Below are 14,789 nucleotides of genomic sequence, written 5' to 3' on the forward strand. Positions count from 1 at the left end.
CGCCGAACAATACCAAGACCTGGAGCTTGACCGGCACCGATGCGTCGCTGTTGAGCATCAATTCCAGTGGGCAAGTCACGCTCAACACCTCGGCCAACTTCGAGGCCAAGAGTTCCTACAGCTTCAATGTCGTGGACACCGACGGCGGCGGCCTGATCGCCAGCAAGGCCGTGGTGCTGAGCATCACCAACGTCAACGAGGCGCCGACGGCGCCTACCGATACCAACAGCGCGAACAATTTCGTTGCCGCGAACGCCGCGAATGGCACGCTTATCGGGGTCACGGCAAATTCGACCGATCCCGACGCCGGAGACACGGTTACCTATAGCTTTACGAGCAATCCCAACAATCTGTTCGCTATCAACTCGGCGACCGGCGTAGTGACCGTCGCCGACAGCTCGAGTCTCAATGCGGGCTCCTACACGATCGGAGTTCAGGCCACTGACAATCATGCGCTGTCCGGTCCGAGCTCGAACTTCACTGTCGCGGTGGCAGGCCTCGCGGTGACCTTGACTTCAGCGCAAATCAGTAATCTTGAATCCGGAAATCAGCTCAACAAGAACACTGACCTTGGAATTTTCAATGTCATCGGGAACCCTAACGCGAACACCTATACCTTCTCGCTCCCCAGCAACGTAGGCGACAACAACAGCTTCGCTATCAACTCGACTACAGGCCTGCTGTCGACCGGGACATCTAACGTAGGCTCAAACGCGACTTACCATCTCACTGTGACAGTTACGTTTGGGGCCAATACCTTATCGGTGCCAGTCAATGTTATAGCTGGAGGAACCGGTAACGACTCGCTATCGGCCACAACCGGAATTAATTTGTTCTACGGTCTAAATGGAACTGACACCATCGCGGGGGGCTCCGGCTTCGACGGAATTATCGCTGGTGCTGGGACCGACACCCTTATTGGAAATGGCGGAGGCGATTTTCTGGCGGGGGGCGGGCAAAGCGATACGTTCAAGTACAATGCCATCACCGACTCCCAGTCCGGCATTGTCAACAACGTTGCCAATTATGACACGATCGCCGATTTCACTTCGGGGACGGACAAGATCGATTTGACGAGCTTTATCGCTTCGGCTTTCACGGCGTTTAAAACGAGCGACGTGGGGGTCGCAAATGTCGCGGCGCATACTATCGCCTGGCATTTTGACAGCGCCACCAATCAGACGATTGTCTACGCCAACCAGACCGCCGGTGCCCTGGCGCAAGGCAACTCTGGGCTGCTCGAAATCCATCTAGCAGGCACCCCGTCGGTGGCGGCAGGCGATTTCCTGGATACTGGTGGCCTGGCTGTAGCGCCCGCCGGCATCGCCGGAGAGCCGATCAATCTTGCCCTGACCGCACCGTCGGCGAATCTTGTCCCCGTCTTAGTCACAATCGCCGGCGTTCCTTCGGGGTGGACTTTGAATGAAGGCACTAACAACGGCGACGGCACGTGGACGGTTAACACGAACGACGTGCAATCGCTGACCGTCACCACGCCTTCCGAATTCACCGGCGCAGCCGTGCTCGACGTCCAGATGACCTGGACCAACGCAGACGGCACGACCGGCAGCGCGTTGATCGTCGACAATGTCGAAGCCTACGCGCCGGGCTCGCCGATCTTCGCCTGGTCCGGCGACGACGTGCTGACCGGCTCAAGCGGCAACGACCTGTTCGTCTTCTCGCAGCCGATCGGCAATGACACAGTCCACAGCTTCGATGCGGCGGCGGACAAGATCGATCTGATCGGCTATTCCGGCTTTGTTGGCTTCGCCGATGTCCAGGCGCATATGGCGGACGACGCCAACGGCAACGCGGTGATCACGCTTGGCGACGGGCAGTCGATCATGCTCGACGGCGTGCACTCGAGCGCACTCACCGGAAGCAATTTCGTCTTCGACCAGACACCGTTGGTCAACAATTCCGGCACCATGACGATCGGCGACGGCGCTTTGCTGCCGCTGAGTGGCATTATCAACAACAGCGGTCTCATCACGCTTGACTCGGGCGGCGGCGATACGCTGTTGCAGGTCATCCAGCATGGCGTGACCCTGCAGGGTGGCGGGCAGATCCTGCTGTCCGACAGCGCCGCCAACGTCATCTCCGGCACGGGGCCGGACGTCACTCTGGTCAATGTCGACAACACCATCTCAGGCGCCGGTCAGCTGGGCGGCGGGATGCTCAGCCTTGACAACAGCGGCACCATCATCGCCACCGGCTCGAACGCGCTGGTCATCGACACCGGAGGCAGCGTCGTCGTCAATTCGGGAACGCTGGAGGCAACCGGCTCCGGCGGCCTTACGATCACCGGCGGGCTGGCGAATTCCGGCATGATCTGGGCCAATGGCGGCAATATTGCCATTAACGGCCAGGTCACTGGCGACGGCGATGCCACGATCGGCGATCTGTCGAAGCTTGAGTTCGGTGCGGCCTCTTCAACCGACGTCAAGTTCGCGGCGGATGCCGCCGGCACATTGCAGCTGGACGATTCCTTCGATTTCAGCGGAAGCATCGCCGGCATCACCAGTGACGACAAGGTGAACCTCGAAGACATCCTGTTCGGCACCGGAACGTCCGCTGCCTATCAGGCGGACCTCGACGGCGCCGGAGGGACGTTGACCGTCACGGACGGCACGCACAACGCCACGCTCCACCTGCTCGGCGTCTACGATGCCCACAGCTTCACACTTGCCGACGACGGCACCGGCAGGACGGTGGTGCAAGTGAGCGACTTTGTGATGTGAACCAAAAGGAGAGCCGCACGGATAGGCGCGGCTCTCCTCATGCTGCGGGCTCCTGATTCAGCTTACGAATTAAGGTTTACGGCAAGAATAGGAAGGGAACCACGTGGCCGATTGGACGATCAGGAGTAGTATCGGTTCCGGGCGTGGACAGGGGGGCGGTTTTCCGCTGGGTATTTGAGTCTCGACAACAAATCCAAGATTGTGAAGGACGCCTTGCTGGCGTGCCGCCGCTATTTCCTGGTTGCGGCGGCATTCAGTCTGGCGATCAATCTGCTCTACCTCGCGTCCCCGCTTTACATGCTGCAGATCTACGACCGGGTGGTCACCAGCGGCAGCGAAACCACGCTGGTGATGTTGACCCTGGTGTTGCTGGCGGCCTTCCTTTCGTTGGCCGGCCTCGATCTGGTGCGCGCCTCCATCCTGACGCGTGCCAGCGCGCGGCTCGACCGGTTGCTGTCGGCAAAAGTCCTCGCCGCGTCGGTCGAGACCCCGTCGCCGGGCTCCTCACAAAGCCAGCCGATCCGCGATTTCGACACGTTCAGGCAGGTGATCACCGGCAGCGGCATCCATGCCCTGTTCGACCTGCCATGGTCACCCATCTACATCGGCATCATCTTCCTGCTGCATCCGTGGCTCGGCTTCTTCGCGCTGGGCTGCTCGCTGCTCTTGATCGCCATGGCCGTGCTCACCGAGTATCTCGTGCGTTCGCCGCTGAAGCAGGCCAACGACCTGGCGACGACCAATTATAATTTTACCGAAATGAGCCTCAGAAACTCGGAAGTCGTTCGCGCCATGGGGATGATCGACGGTCTCATCCGCCGCTGGGGGCGCGACCGTAACCTGGCGCTGCGGCGCCAAGCGGAGGCAAGCGATCGCGCCGCCCTGATGTCCGGCCTGATCCGGTTCCTGCGGCTCACCATGCAGTCGCTGATCCTCGGCCTCGGCGCCTATCTGGTGATCGAGCGGCAGATCACCGGCGGCACCATGTTTGCGGCGAGCCTCTTGCTGGGCCGTGGGCTACAGCCGGTCGAGCAGATCGTCGGCCTTTGGCGCAGCCTGATCCTGGCCCGGGCGGCGTTGGCAAGGGTCGAGAAGCTGGTCGACGGGGGCGCGCTGAACGAAAGATCTTTCAACCTGCCGAAGCCCACCGGCAAGATTTCGGTCGAGCAGGTCAGCTTTGCAATTGCCAGCCAGCAGAAAGTGCTTCTCCGCGACGTATCATTCCGGCTGGACGCAGGCGAGGCGCTGGGAATCGTCGGCCCTTCCGGCGCCGGCAAGTCGACGCTGGCGCGTCATCTCGCGGGCGTCATGCAACCCAGCCGCGGCACCGTCAGGCTGGACGGGGCCGACCTGTCGCAGTGGGGGCACGACGCGCTCGGCGACCACATCGGCTACCTGCCGCAGGATATCGAACTCTTCGCCGATACGGTCGCCGCCAACATCGGCCGCTTCAAGACCAATGTCGACCAGGAGGTGATAGCCGCCGCGCGGCTCGCCGGCGTGCACGAGATGATCATCCGTCTGCCGCAGGGCTACGAGACCCAGATCGGCGAAGGCGGCGCAGTGCTGTCGGGAGGATATCGGCAGCGGATTGCTCTTGCTCGTGCGGTATTCGGAACGCCGAACCTGATCATTCTCGACGAGCCGAGCTCCAATCTCGACGCCGATGGCGACCGCGCGCTGAGCGAGTGCGCGATCGAGCTCAAGCGCCGCGGCAGCACAGTGATCATCGTCTCGCACCGGCCTTCGACCTTGGCCAATGTCGACAAGATCCTTCTGTTGCGCGATGGCGCCGTCGAGGCCTTCGGCATGAGAAACGAGATCGTGGCGCTGCTCAACCAGCGCGCGGCTCGAATGGCGGTGGCAACCCAATGAGCTGTGGCCGGAGAGATCGATGAGCGACGGCGCCCTCACCTACCGGAGCCTGTCCGGCGAAACCGGTATCCTGGCCCCGGATTCGATCCGGGTGCCGGCCTGTGTCGGCCTGCTGATCATCATTGCCTTCTTCGGCATCTTCGGCGGCTGGGCGGCTTTTGCCCCGCTGAACGGCGCCGTGCTCGCCGACGCTGTCGTCAAGGTGGAAGGTAATCGAAAGAGCGTACAGCATTTCGACGGCGGCACGGTGAAGGAGATCCGCGTCAAGGATGGCGACATCGTCAAGGCAGGCGATGTGCTGGTGGTGCTCGAGGACACGCACGCCCGTTCCGAATTCAACCTCTATTCGCAGCAATATGCGTTGTTGCGCGCTACCGATGCCCGCATTCGTGCGGAGCTCGACGGCCATGAGGCAGTCGCCTTTCCGAAGGACATCACCGCTGAGCACCAGGCCTATCTGCAGGACGCGATGGCCAACCAAATTGCCGACCTCGGGAGCCAGCGCGCCTCGATGGCCGGTGCCAAGCAGATCCTGCAGAAACGGATAGCCGAACTCGACGAGCAGATCGATGGAAAGCAGGCGCGCGTCGAATCTTTTCGTGCGCAGCTCAAGTCGACGATTGACGAAAAGGCAGGCCTCAACAAGTTGCTGAAGGCCGGCCTGACAACGCGCACGCGTGTCCTGGAGCTCGACCGCTCCGCCTCCGACCTGCAGGGCCTGATCGACCAGACTCTCGGCGATATAGCCGGAAACCGCCAGAGTAAGGCCGAGCTTGAAAGCCAGATTGCGCAGCTCACCAACGAGCGCCGCGCAAAACTCTCAACCATGCTGATCGACGCCCAGTCCAACCTCGCCGACCTGGTACCGAAAATGTTCGCCGCGCAAGCCACGGTCGACCGCGCCGAAGTGCGGGCGCCCTATGACGGCCAGGTGATGAATCTCACCGTTTTCTCGACCGGCGCGATCGTCGCCCCCGGCCAGACCATCCTCGACATCGTGCCGGCTAGGAATTCGTTGGTCGTTCAGGCGCAGGTGAAGGTCGAGGACATATCCAGCCTGCGCGCCGACATGACGGCCGAGGTCCGCTTCACGTCCTACAAGCAGCGTTCGATACCGATCATTCATGGACGGGTCACCCGCATTTCGGCGGATCGCGTCACCGACAGCAAAACCGGGCTTCCCTACTATCTTGCCGACGTAGCGGTCGATCCCGCGGAATTGGCCGCGGCCCCACAGATTGCGCTTTATCCGGGCATGCCGGCGTCAGTCATGATCGTCACCGAGGAACGCACCGCACTCGACTACATTTTAGGCCCGCTGGCTGTGTCGTTCCACTCCGCGTTTCGCCAGAAGTAACGAGCTTCGGGCCCAACATATTCGCGTTTTTTCAATTTGCGGACGCGGTCCAAGGTAGGTGGCGAGACCCATCTTATTCGATGGTCTGCGCCATGTCCAAGGCGGCCCAACCCATCCGGGAGCTTATTTCGATTTCTGGCGATTACGGTTGGGGTAGTTCCATGTTGCACGAACTTTCCGGCTCTCTGTCGCTTAAATCCTTTCTTTCCGGGCATGTCTCGGCCCATTCCTTGCTGTCCCTGCAACATGGCTGCAACACAAATTGATATGTTTGTTCGTGTATGTTCGTGCAAAAAATCCATCGCATTACCGATCGGCCTCCTCGTCAAGGCAGGCATCGTTAATCTGACCAACTACGATCGCGCTGCCAACTACGGCGCGATGCTCTGGATGACCGCGAAGGTCCAGAGCCCAGAAGGCGAGCAAGCACAACGATTATGGACTGAGAAGGGTAGCCAGGCGTTCGATGCTGAAGGGCGTGACGAGCGGATGGGACGGCGAACTTACCCACAGTTGGCGCGAGCAGCGGCCGGCACGAAGCCCGAACAGCAGACTTCTCCGGTGCGCCAGCGCCGACGCCGCAGTCAAACGCCCGCGCAGGAAGCTTTCGTCGCTACCGCGCGCACGTTCGTAGAACCAGCGTGACTGACGTTGCATACCGCCCGCCGGGCGCGCCCAGATCGACCCGAAAGCTCCTGCATCCGTCGGTGGAAGCGATGATTGGACGAGAAGTCGGCCATGTCGACCTCGTTCTGATTGTTGGCCGACTGGGAGACGCGCGGCGCGATCTCCTCGATGTCACCATCGTCCAGAATCTCGATAATCTTGAGCGGCACTTGGAGGCGGCTCGCGTCCACATCCTCCTTGCGCCACGCGCGGAAGATCGAACCGGTCGTCTGCCGCGCAATCACGCTGATCAGCAATGGCAAGACCTACGTTGAGCCCACAACCACCGCGTCCGTTTCCGCGGTCTGGGCGAGGAGCTGGGACATGGACGAAGGTTTGCTATCTAAGAATTCGATGACTGCTAAGGCACTGAAGCGCAAAAATCGCGATCGTGGTTACCCGGTGGGCAGGCCATTGGAACCAGCTCGCGCGTTCGGCGTTTCGAGCGGATGATCAGAAGTTTCGCTTACGCCCTTATCCTCGTCCAGGTATCCATGGCGACCGCGCTGGCTACACAGGTCTTCCTTACGACCGCCGAGGAAGCCCGTAACTCAGAACTCTCGCTGGCGCCGGCGCCAGGCGAAGAGGGATGCGCCAAGGCGATGTGGCCCAATATTCCGGAACGATGTCTGCAACGAGTCGAGCCGAAGGTGGTGACGCTCGTGCTCAGCCAAAACAACTGATGGCGAATGGCGCTTTCTGATATGCAGCTGGCTTGCGCCGCTGGCTGCGCCGCCGCAGGACCACCAACGCTCCGTTAAGCCTCGCTCAATCTCTGCAAGCTATCTTGTTGCCAGTTTGTCGAGGGTGACATGAAGCGCAAGTCGATAATGCTCTTTGCCTTCCCAGCTCTGATCCTGCTGATCTTGGCAGGGGAGCGCATGGCGACTTTCTTGCTGGGAGCATATCCGGCCAGTCCCACAATGTGGCGGTTTTGGCTTGAACTAAGGCCGCTGTCGACGATGTTCTGGCAACAGGTCGATCTTTATCTCGGGTCGTCGATGGTTTTTGATGCCTTGATGCTGGCCGCCGCGTCGACCGCTTGCTGGATGGCGTGCCGCACAAGAAGGTCGGCCGCGTTCTTCTTCCTTGCCAACCACGTCGCCCTGCTTTTCGCCGGGATGATGATCGCTGTCACCAGCCATTCCGAAACAGCCAGCACGATCGCCTCTTTCACGGTACCCGGCGGCCTTCCGTTCCAACTAACGGTCGATTTCACCTTGAAGAACAGCCTTGTGCTGTTTCTGGGCGTGACGGCATGCACCTACTGCCATGTCATCTTCCTCAGCGAAACCCGACAGCGGTCCGAAGCGCTGGCCGCTAGGCTCGTTGCTCTGCAGCGAGATCTCTAGGATAGCCCCACCTTTTTCCGGCGTTAGTTGATCTTCCGGTAGTAAACCTTGCCGTCGGCCTGCTCTATGCGCTGGTAGTCGGGGCTTGGGGCAGGCGCTGCAGCTGCAATCCTCCTTTTGGGCGGACGCGGTGTATCGACGACGCTGGGCTCGGTCGCGTCTTCACCATCGAGAACAGCAGGCGCCTCCGCCATGCTGCCGGTCGCGACCATCGAAGGTTCCGTTGGGCTCGACATGACTTCGTCACGTGCAAGAGGCTGGTTCTGTGCCAGCCGGGCCATGCTCCGGTTGATTTCGCCAAAGCTGCTCTGCAGCTGACTGTCCAGTTTTTCAAATCGGCTCTGAAAACCGTTGTTGACCATGTCCAGCCGGCCCCCGATTCGTTGTTCGAACGTGCCTAGTTGTTCCAGGCGCCCTTCCAAAAGGCGCATATCGCTGATGCCGCGGTATAGATAAACCGCGGCTACCATATTCACCAAGGTGAGCAGGGACGTGCCGATGATGACCGCGCCGATAATGCTTTTGTCGCTCGGTTTCCCAACGACAGCCTGCTCTCCGGTGCGGGCTGCTGTCCCAATCTCGATTGCCGGCATGTCCGGTTCGCTGATCATCGTCATTGAACCACCACCTTTGCGCCGATCGCGACGCGCTTGAAGAGATCGATCACATCGGTGTTGGTAAGGCGAAAACACCCCGATGTTCCATCGAAGCCAACACCCTTGGGATCGTTGGTTCCGTGTATCCGATAGAGCGTGTCACGCCCGTTCCGAAGCAGATAGAGCGCCCTGGCGCCAAGTGGATTGTAAGGACCGGCAGGCACCATTTGCGGCAGGTCCGGCTGGCGGGCGCGCATCTCGCGGGGTGGGCGCCATTCCGGCCATTCGGTCTTCGCCCCCACCTCGACCACTCCGGTCCAGCCAAATCCGTCGCGTCCGACGCTGATCTGATAGCGAAGCGCCTGGCCCTGTCGGCTCACCAGATAAAGCGCTTTCTCGCCCTTGCGGATAACGATCGTTCCGGGCTGTTCTGTCGTCTCGAAGGCAACAGTCTTGCGCAGGCTGGGTCCCATTGCCGGCAGCGGCGGCCGATCCGAAAGTGCCGATCGTGCGCTGGCGAAATCCTGGACCAGCATCATCAGCGCAATGCTCATGACATAGGCCAATCCCGGGCCAATCCGATACCTACTTGGCCGCCCCCTATTTGGCAGCGTCATCGAGCCGCTCTTTGAACATCCGCTTGAGGTCCTTGTTGAAGCGCGCACGCCCATCCACCTCGGCAGGCAGGATAGCACGGTTCAACGCATCGGTCAGAAGCGCATTGTCCAGCGCGACCGACTTGATGTGCGGCGCCTTGAAGATCTTTTCGAGTTCGCTGCGCGAAAAGTGGTTGCCGAACCATTTGCGCTTGTGCTTGTTGGCGACCAGCGTGATGCTGACAGCATTGCCACGCAACTCACGGATCTTCTTGTAGAGCCGTTTGCCTTGCCGCAGTGAGGCGACGTTGAGTTCGAAGACGATGAATATCTCATCGCTCGTCGACAGCACGGAATTGTGCCAAGGCGTCTCGATGTTCGGCAGGTCGATGACGATGTCGTCGAACCGGTAGGCGACGAGGTCGAGGAGCCGGAAGACAAAATCACTGCCCTGCGGCTCGAAAGGCAATTGCGGCCTCTCGAAGGAATAGAGCGTCAGCCCGGACGGGCGCGAGAGCTTGATGACATCCATCAACTCGACGTCGAGCCTCTCCGGCTGGCCGATAATGCCGCCAAGGTCGAACTGGTTGAACTGGTTGAGATAGGCGCCGCAATTGGCGCTCTGGAAATCGAGGTCGACCAGGCAGGTGGAAGCCCCGCGTTCCTTCGATTTCGACGCCAGGAATTCGGCCGCCGACAAAGCGAGCGTCGTCGCGCCGGCGCCGCCGCTGGCGCTGATGAAAGTGATGATGCGGCTTTTCGTTCCCTGGTTGCCGGTGTCGTGGAAGGTCACGGCGTTGAGCAGTTCCTTGCCGTCGAGCGGCTTGTGCAGCCAGTCCGAAGCGTTCATGCGCACCAGCACTCGTGTCTGCTCCGACGACAGCTCGTCGGAGACCGCGATCAGCGGCACGGTTGCCCAAAGGGCGCGCGCCTCGACGATGCCCGGCCTTCCGAGCAACTCGCCATTGCCGAGGTCGAGGATGACGATGCCGGGGCGCGTATCCGCGGGCGGCCCCCTAAGGAAGTCGCTCGTCTCGGAAACCCTGACGTCGTAGATCGCCAGCGCATCGAGCCGCGTCGCCACATCGCGCTTGAAATTCGGATCCGACGAGAACAGCGCCACCTGCTTTCGCTTGGTCGGTGTAACCTTGGTGTTGATGGCATTCATGACGCAGTACTCTTCAAATCTTCGCCCGTGACCGTGCTCAGCATGGAGGGCATGTTGATATCGGCGAAACCCATCAGTCCGTTCAGGAAGAAGAATTGGAAGCTCCTGTTCTGCAGGCTTACGCTGATTGTCGGCACTGGTCCGCCCAGCCGCGTCTGGAAGCCGAGGCCCGTGGCGGAATAGGTGATGACAACGTTGCTGCGCAGCAGGCCCGGGAAGAAATGACACATTCCTGGCCGCTGGTTGGCGGCCAAGGCGGGACAGACGTCGTTGGCGGTGTTTGCAGTGTCGCCTCGGAAGATACGGCTGAAGGCGGCAGCATCGAATGCGCCGCCATTGCTGCATGCACCCGTGGTTCCGGTATACGAGCAGACAAACGGACCATAGATGCCGGCCCGTACGGGGGCACCCGGCACCGAGGTGGGGGCGGCGGCAGTCAGATTGCTGACAACCGGATCGGAGATCGACGCCAGCCGGGCACCGACCTGCACGGCCTTGGTCGCCGCGTTCCACTGATACAGTGCGTAGCCGAAATCGACGAAGCCCAGGACAAGCGTAAACAGCAGCGTCGACACGATGGTGATCTCGACCATCGCCGCGCCGTCCTCCGATGTTGCGAAACGCCTGATCATTTTCAGAACCGGATCAACCGCTCCTCATGGAAGCCGCTCAAGGTGATCGGGCTGACGTTGATGAATGACAGCATCCCGACGCCTGTATATGCGAAAGTGCCTGCCGCCCTGACGACGCAGACCTGTGCTGTGGTGGAGCGATACTTGGTAACACCGGCCTCCACGGCGTCGTGGCAAGACCCGCTAGTCACCGTGACGTTCGATTTCTGCCAGCCGGCGACACGCGAGGGTGGTGTCCCGTCCGCGTTGCCGAACACCGCGATGTTTGTGGCGACGTCCGCACAGTTGATCGCAGTGAAGCCCGCATCGGCATAGTCGGTATAAATCTGGCTATTGCAGCGCGCTGCATAGCGAGCACCGTCCGAAAGCCCGGCCTCCATCAGCAGCTTGTCGTGGATCAGATTGCCGAATTCGAACACGCCAGCCGACAGGATCAGCATCAGCGGCGTGATCAGCGTCATTTCGACGAGCACCGCCCCGCCGTGGTCGCGTCGAAATCGATCGAGATGACGGAACAGGGTTCTGATCATCGCCGTCACCGGTAGAGCTGTGCTTCGTCGCGCAGGAAATTATCGAGCGTGCCGCGCCCACCCTTGCCGGTGATGTCGATCAGCTCGACATAAATGTCCTTGCTGTCCTTGATAGGCTCGGTGATGAAGAAGCTGCCGAAAGCGCGAACTGGAATATTGTTGGCGCGACCGTTGAACCCCCCGATTGCATTGCAGTCGATGATGGCACCGTAGAGGACGCGCCGGTCTACGCTTGTGACCGGTGTCTGGCCGCAGGACGGATTACCGGTTTCTCCGCTTACCGCTGCATCTCCAGCGATGCTGTCGTTGGTCGCGGGGTTCCCGTCGGGGTTAAGCTCGTAGCGATACATTTCGTAGCGGGTGGCTCCCACGAGCGATGAAGGCAAAGCGCCGCGTGTCGAATGATTGACGGTCCAGTAGCGGCTGGCATTCCAATCGCCGGTGCCCATACGGCCGCCCATCAGGCTGCAGGTGCCGGTGATCTGGCAGGAGTCTCGCTCCAAGCCGACACCCTTTGTTGGGTCGGTCTCAAAGTCGGTTTGGCCGTTGTTGCAGTTGATGTTTTTGAGCCCCATCCGGACATTGGCCGCTGGGCCAGTCGACGTTCCAATGTAACTTTTGCTGATACCGAAGCGGGCATTCAGCCCGTCTTGCACGGGGCCGGTGCTTTGTCCCGGTTCGGTGTCAACACCATCTTGGGCATAGCAGCCGACCGGCTTCACGCGGGCGAGCGACGCTTCCAATGCGTTCGCGCCGTTACCCTCTGGCGAAGCAAGAAAGGCGAAGTTACCAGGTTGGTAGTAGCCATTATCTCGCAGAAGTATTTGGCGACGGCGATACTGCAGCTGATTGGCAGCCATTTCCAACGTTACACCACCGGTGAGGCTCGTATCTTCGTAGGGATTGCACATGAAGACCGGGGTGTAGTCGCAGACGCTCGATTTGAAGCCGCCTACCGCGACCGCGCTCACATTGAAGGAATTGCTCGCGGAGTTGCCGGTCAAGAACGATGCTGGGAAGATTGCAGCGAAGCCGACTGGGGTCACCGTCACCTCGATAAAGCGGGCATTCTTGGCGTCCGTGATTTCATCCGTGATGATATTGGCCGAAGCTATCGGCAAATTGTCGGATGCAGGCAAAGACCGGAGATAGCGTCGCGTCACCCCGGCGGCAGCCAGCGTCTGCGGGACACCTGAACCTACAGTCGAGAAGGTGTAGTTGTTGGCCACAAGCGTAGCCAGGGCGTGGTCACCTCTGGTGATGCTGTCGGATTGACCATCAAGCTCAGCAGCCGCGGCAAGGGCAAACGCGTCCGCGCCTTTCTGCAGATCATTATGCAAATTGTTGACCCGGCTCATATCGATCGCCAGCAGCGAGAAGCCGATGATGGCTGGCAGCATGACGCTGACGAGTATCAGCGCTATTCCCCTCTGATCGTGCCAGAACGCGCGAATGGTTCGCAGCATGGCTTTACTCTTTGCTCCCCTGATGCCAGGTTTCCTCGTTGTGCCTGGCGCACTGAAACCGCATCCTTCTGTTCATTCCACCGTGTTGGAGGCCGGCGCTCCGACGTTGACGGTGATGGCCGGCGGGGGGGGCGGCGGTGGCGGAAATTTGTAGCTGTTTGCAACAGCGGCGGCGCGCGCGCCGTCGCCTTCGATCCTCGTATTTTTGGACGCAGGATTGAATGGGTCGACCGTCTGCAGCAGCGAATTGTATTTTTGCGTATCCCCGGCGGCCAGCGTCACCGAATCGTAGTTGTTCAGATAATCGGCGGCGCAGCCCGATAGTGCACCGGCGCACAAGAGGAGGATCAGGACGCTATTTCTTGACATAGAGCATCTTGTCCTTCGATTTGAAGTCCAGCATGTGGCCATAGGGGCCGGTCACGCCATCACCCGTTTCATATCTTCGGATCATATCCTTGTTCACCTCGAGCTGGCCGAGCACGAAGAATTCCGGATCGTTGGCCGGCCGTGTCTTGTCGAACGGCGTCGCGAGTTGCTCGCCGGGCTTCACCGGCCGCACGATATGCGGCGTGACGATGACGACGAGTTCGGTCTCTTCCTTCTGATTGCTCGAATTTCGAAACAGGGTGCCGATGACCGGCACCTGGCCGAGCCATGGCACCTGGTTCTGCAGCTTGGTGGTCTTGCTGGACAACAAGCCGCCAACAGCGAAACTCTGGCCGTCGCGCAGTTCGACGACTGTTTCCAGCTTGCGGTTGGTAAAGATCGGGTCGCCGGCGGTGGTGAAACCGTTGAGGTCACTCACTTCCGGCGCCAGCTTCATATGGATCTTGCCGTCGTCGAGTACGACCGGCGTGAACAGCAGATTGACGCCGAATTGCTTGTACGTGATGGTTACCTGGCCATCATTGCCGATGACACGGATAGGCACTTCGCCGCCGGCGTTGAAGCTTGCAGGCTCCCCGGAAAGCGTTGTCAAGTTGGGATTTGCAAGCGTGCGCACAACGCCCTTGTTCTCGAGTGCCTCGATAATCAGGTCGACCTTGATGTTGCTGTCGATAACGCGGGTGATCAGCGCTGCAAACGGATTGCTGCCCGACAGCAGGCCGGTGAGCAGGTTCCCAGGTCCCAGCACCACATCATCTTCGTCGACGGCCGCAACGCCTGTCCCTGTACGGGTTGTGCCGCTGCCATTTGTGCTCCTGATCGACACGCCGAGGTCGCGGCCGGCGTTCCGCTTGGCCTCCAGCACGCGGACCTCGAGATTCACCTGCTGGCTGTCGTCGACGATGACGGAATTGATGATGGCGTCGGGGCCATACTGCTGCGCGACCTCAAGGATCGACGCCAGTGTCGCGCCATCCTTGACATGGCCGCCAAGCCTGACCTTGCCGTTGATCGAACCGATTTCGATGCGCGCCCTGGGCGCCACCTGGCGGATCGCCTGAGCCATGTCGCTGACGTCGACGCCCACCTCGATCTGGATGACACCAAGCGAGCGCTTGTCCGGGGAGAAGAGATTGACCGTGGTGGTGCCGGCGCTCTTGCCAATGACGTAAAGCGTCCGGTCGGTCATCGGCTGGGCATCGGCGATCTTCTCGTCGCCAACGACGATGTCACCGAGATTGGCGCTCACCTGGAGCGTCACCGACTGTGACATCGGCAGGAAAATCCGATGGACGCTTGGGTTTGACACATCGATGAAACGGTCTGCTGCATCAGCCGCAAGGCTCGATGGCAATAGTGCGGCCAGACACGACAACGCGGCCGCCGCTACCTTTAACCAAGACCTCCGCATCCCCAAACT

At 60.4% G+C, this 14,789-nt stretch carries 15 protein-coding genes; 6 read left to right on the top strand and 9 right to left on the bottom strand.

Annotation, left to right across the window (positions count from 1 at the left end; genetic code table 11):
• Window positions 1–26 precede the first annotated feature (26 nt).
• From NKJ57_RS30185 to NKJ57_RS30200, 4 genes are all read left to right on the top strand, one after another.
• Window positions 27–2,741: a beta strand repeat-containing protein gene (locus NKJ57_RS30185; RefSeq protein ID WP_352513732.1), complete on the top strand. Its 2,715-nt coding sequence runs from the start codon at window positions 27–29 to the stop codon at window positions 2,739–2,741.
• Window positions 2,742–2,915: 174 nt separating this feature from the next.
• Complete coding sequence (locus tag NKJ57_RS30190; protein WP_352573811.1) at window positions 2,916–4,616, top strand: type I secretion system permease/ATPase; 1,701 nt, start codon at window positions 2,916–2,918, stop codon at window positions 4,614–4,616.
• Between the two features lie 19 nt (window positions 4,617–4,635).
• Window positions 4,636–5,973, top strand: a complete 1,338-nt coding sequence (locus NKJ57_RS30195) for an HlyD family type I secretion periplasmic adaptor subunit (protein WP_352513730.1) — start codon at window positions 4,636–4,638, stop codon at window positions 5,971–5,973.
• A gap of 246 nt (window positions 5,974–6,219) precedes the next feature.
• A complete protein-coding gene (locus tag NKJ57_RS30200; protein ID WP_352513729.1) occupies window positions 6,220–6,618 on the top strand; it encodes a conjugal transfer protein TraD in 399 nt (132 codons plus the stop codon).
• Here the strand turns inward: NKJ57_RS30200 and NKJ57_RS30205 are convergent.
• Complete coding sequence (locus NKJ57_RS30205) at window positions 6,558–6,896, bottom strand: AIPR family protein (RefSeq protein WP_023818926.1); 339 nt, start codon at window positions 6,894–6,896, stop codon at window positions 6,558–6,560. The two genes, NKJ57_RS30200 and NKJ57_RS30205, sit on opposite strands and share 61 nt — an antisense overlap.
• A 192-nt stretch (window positions 6,897–7,088) precedes the next feature.
• Here NKJ57_RS30205 and NKJ57_RS30210 point away from each other — a divergent pair, with 192 nt between their 5' ends.
• Both NKJ57_RS30210 and NKJ57_RS30215 read left to right on the top strand, forming a co-directional pair.
• A complete protein-coding gene (locus NKJ57_RS30210) occupies window positions 7,089–7,322 on the top strand; it encodes a hypothetical protein (RefSeq protein WP_352561672.1) in 234 nt (77 codons plus the stop codon).
• A 129-nt stretch (window positions 7,323–7,451) separates the two neighbouring features.
• Window positions 7,452–7,991, top strand: a complete 540-nt coding sequence (locus tag NKJ57_RS30215; protein ID WP_352513727.1) for a hypothetical protein — start codon at window positions 7,452–7,454, stop codon at window positions 7,989–7,991.
• Between the two features lie 23 nt (window positions 7,992–8,014).
• On the opposite strand, the gene NKJ57_RS30220 is transcribed toward NKJ57_RS30215, so the two are convergent.
• From NKJ57_RS30220 to NKJ57_RS30255, 8 genes are all read right to left on the bottom strand, one after another.
• Window positions 8,015–8,608 (bottom strand): hypothetical protein, encoded by a 594-nt coding sequence (locus NKJ57_RS30220; RefSeq protein WP_352513726.1) that lies wholly within the window; start codon window positions 8,606–8,608, stop codon window positions 8,015–8,017.
• Complete coding sequence (locus NKJ57_RS30225; RefSeq protein ID WP_352513725.1) at window positions 8,605–9,204, bottom strand: L,D-transpeptidase; 600 nt, start codon at window positions 9,202–9,204, stop codon at window positions 8,605–8,607. The genes NKJ57_RS30220 and NKJ57_RS30225 overlap by 4 nt, the downstream gene beginning before the upstream one ends.
• On the bottom strand, window positions 9,188–10,351 hold the full coding sequence (locus tag NKJ57_RS30230) for a CpaE/TadZ family protein (protein ID WP_023738782.1): 1,164 nt from the start codon (window positions 10,349–10,351) through the stop codon (window positions 9,188–9,190). The genes NKJ57_RS30225 and NKJ57_RS30230 overlap by 17 nt, the downstream gene beginning before the upstream one ends.
• Entirely contained in the window at window positions 10,348–10,944 is a 597-nt protein-coding gene (locus tag NKJ57_RS30235) for a TadE family protein (protein WP_245274436.1), read from the bottom strand. Before NKJ57_RS30235 ends, NKJ57_RS30230 begins: the two co-directional genes overlap by 4 nt.
• 41 nt (window positions 10,945–10,985) lie before the next feature.
• Entirely contained in the window at window positions 10,986–11,513 is a 528-nt protein-coding gene (locus NKJ57_RS30240) for a TadE/TadG family type IV pilus assembly protein (RefSeq protein WP_352513724.1), read from the bottom strand.
• 5 nt (window positions 11,514–11,518) lie between these two features.
• Entirely contained in the window at window positions 11,519–12,979 is a 1,461-nt protein-coding gene (locus NKJ57_RS30245) for a TadE/TadG family type IV pilus assembly protein (RefSeq protein WP_352513723.1), read from the bottom strand.
• A 72-nt stretch (window positions 12,980–13,051) separates the two neighbouring features.
• Complete coding sequence (locus NKJ57_RS30250) at window positions 13,052–13,348, bottom strand: hypothetical protein (protein WP_352513722.1); 297 nt, start codon at window positions 13,346–13,348, stop codon at window positions 13,052–13,054.
• Window positions 13,335–14,780 carry a type II and III secretion system protein family protein gene (locus tag NKJ57_RS30255; RefSeq protein ID WP_352513721.1) on the bottom strand — a complete coding sequence of 482 codons (1,446 nt, stop codon included), beginning with the start codon at window positions 14,778–14,780 and terminating at the stop codon, window positions 13,335–13,337. The genes NKJ57_RS30250 and NKJ57_RS30255 overlap by 14 nt, the downstream gene beginning before the upstream one ends.
• Between the last annotated feature and the right edge of the window lie 9 nt (window positions 14,781–14,789).

Origin of the sequence: Mesorhizobium sp. M0077 (assembly GCF_040322955.1) — a bacterium.
Classification (GTDB): Bacteria; Pseudomonadota; Alphaproteobacteria; order Rhizobiales; family Rhizobiaceae; genus Mesorhizobium.

Excerpts from the sequence above, each read along its gene's own strand:
- NKJ57_RS30195 (WP_352513730.1), top strand. The coding sequence starts at position 4,636 with ATGAGCGACGGCGCCCTCACCTACCGGAGCCTGTCCGGCGAAACCGGT.
- NKJ57_RS30200 (WP_352513729.1), top strand. The coding sequence starts at position 6,220 with ATGGCTGCAACACAAATTGATATGTTTGTTCGTGTATGTTCGTGCAAA.
- NKJ57_RS30210 (WP_352561672.1), top strand. The coding sequence starts at position 7,089 with ATGATCAGAAGTTTCGCTTACGCCCTTATCCTCGTCCAGGTATCCATG.
- NKJ57_RS30215 (WP_352513727.1), top strand. The coding sequence starts at position 7,452 with ATGAAGCGCAAGTCGATAATGCTCTTTGCCTTCCCAGCTCTGATCCTG.
- NKJ57_RS30220 (WP_352513726.1), bottom strand. The coding sequence starts at position 8,608 with ATGACGATGATCAGCGAACCGGACATGCCGGCAATCGAGATTGGGACA.
- NKJ57_RS30225 (WP_352513725.1), bottom strand. The coding sequence starts at position 9,204 with ATGACGCTGCCAAATAGGGGGCGGCCAAGTAGGTATCGGATTGGCCCG.
- NKJ57_RS30230 (WP_023738782.1), bottom strand. The coding sequence starts at position 10,351 with ATGAATGCCATCAACACCAAGGTTACACCGACCAAGCGAAAGCAGGTG.
- NKJ57_RS30235 (WP_245274436.1), bottom strand. The coding sequence starts at position 10,944 with ATGGTCGAGATCACCATCGTGTCGACGCTGCTGTTTACGCTTGTCCTG.
- NKJ57_RS30240 (WP_352513724.1), bottom strand. The coding sequence starts at position 11,513 with ATGATCAGAACCCTGTTCCGTCATCTCGATCGATTTCGACGCGACCAC.
- NKJ57_RS30245 (WP_352513723.1), bottom strand. The coding sequence starts at position 12,979 with ATGCTGCGAACCATTCGCGCGTTCTGGCACGATCAGAGGGGAATAGCG.
- NKJ57_RS30250 (WP_352513722.1), bottom strand. The coding sequence starts at position 13,348 with ATGTCAAGAAATAGCGTCCTGATCCTCCTCTTGTGCGCCGGTGCACTA.
- NKJ57_RS30255 (WP_352513721.1), bottom strand. The coding sequence starts at position 14,780 with ATGCGGAGGTCTTGGTTAAAGGTAGCGGCGGCCGCGTTGTCGTGTCTG.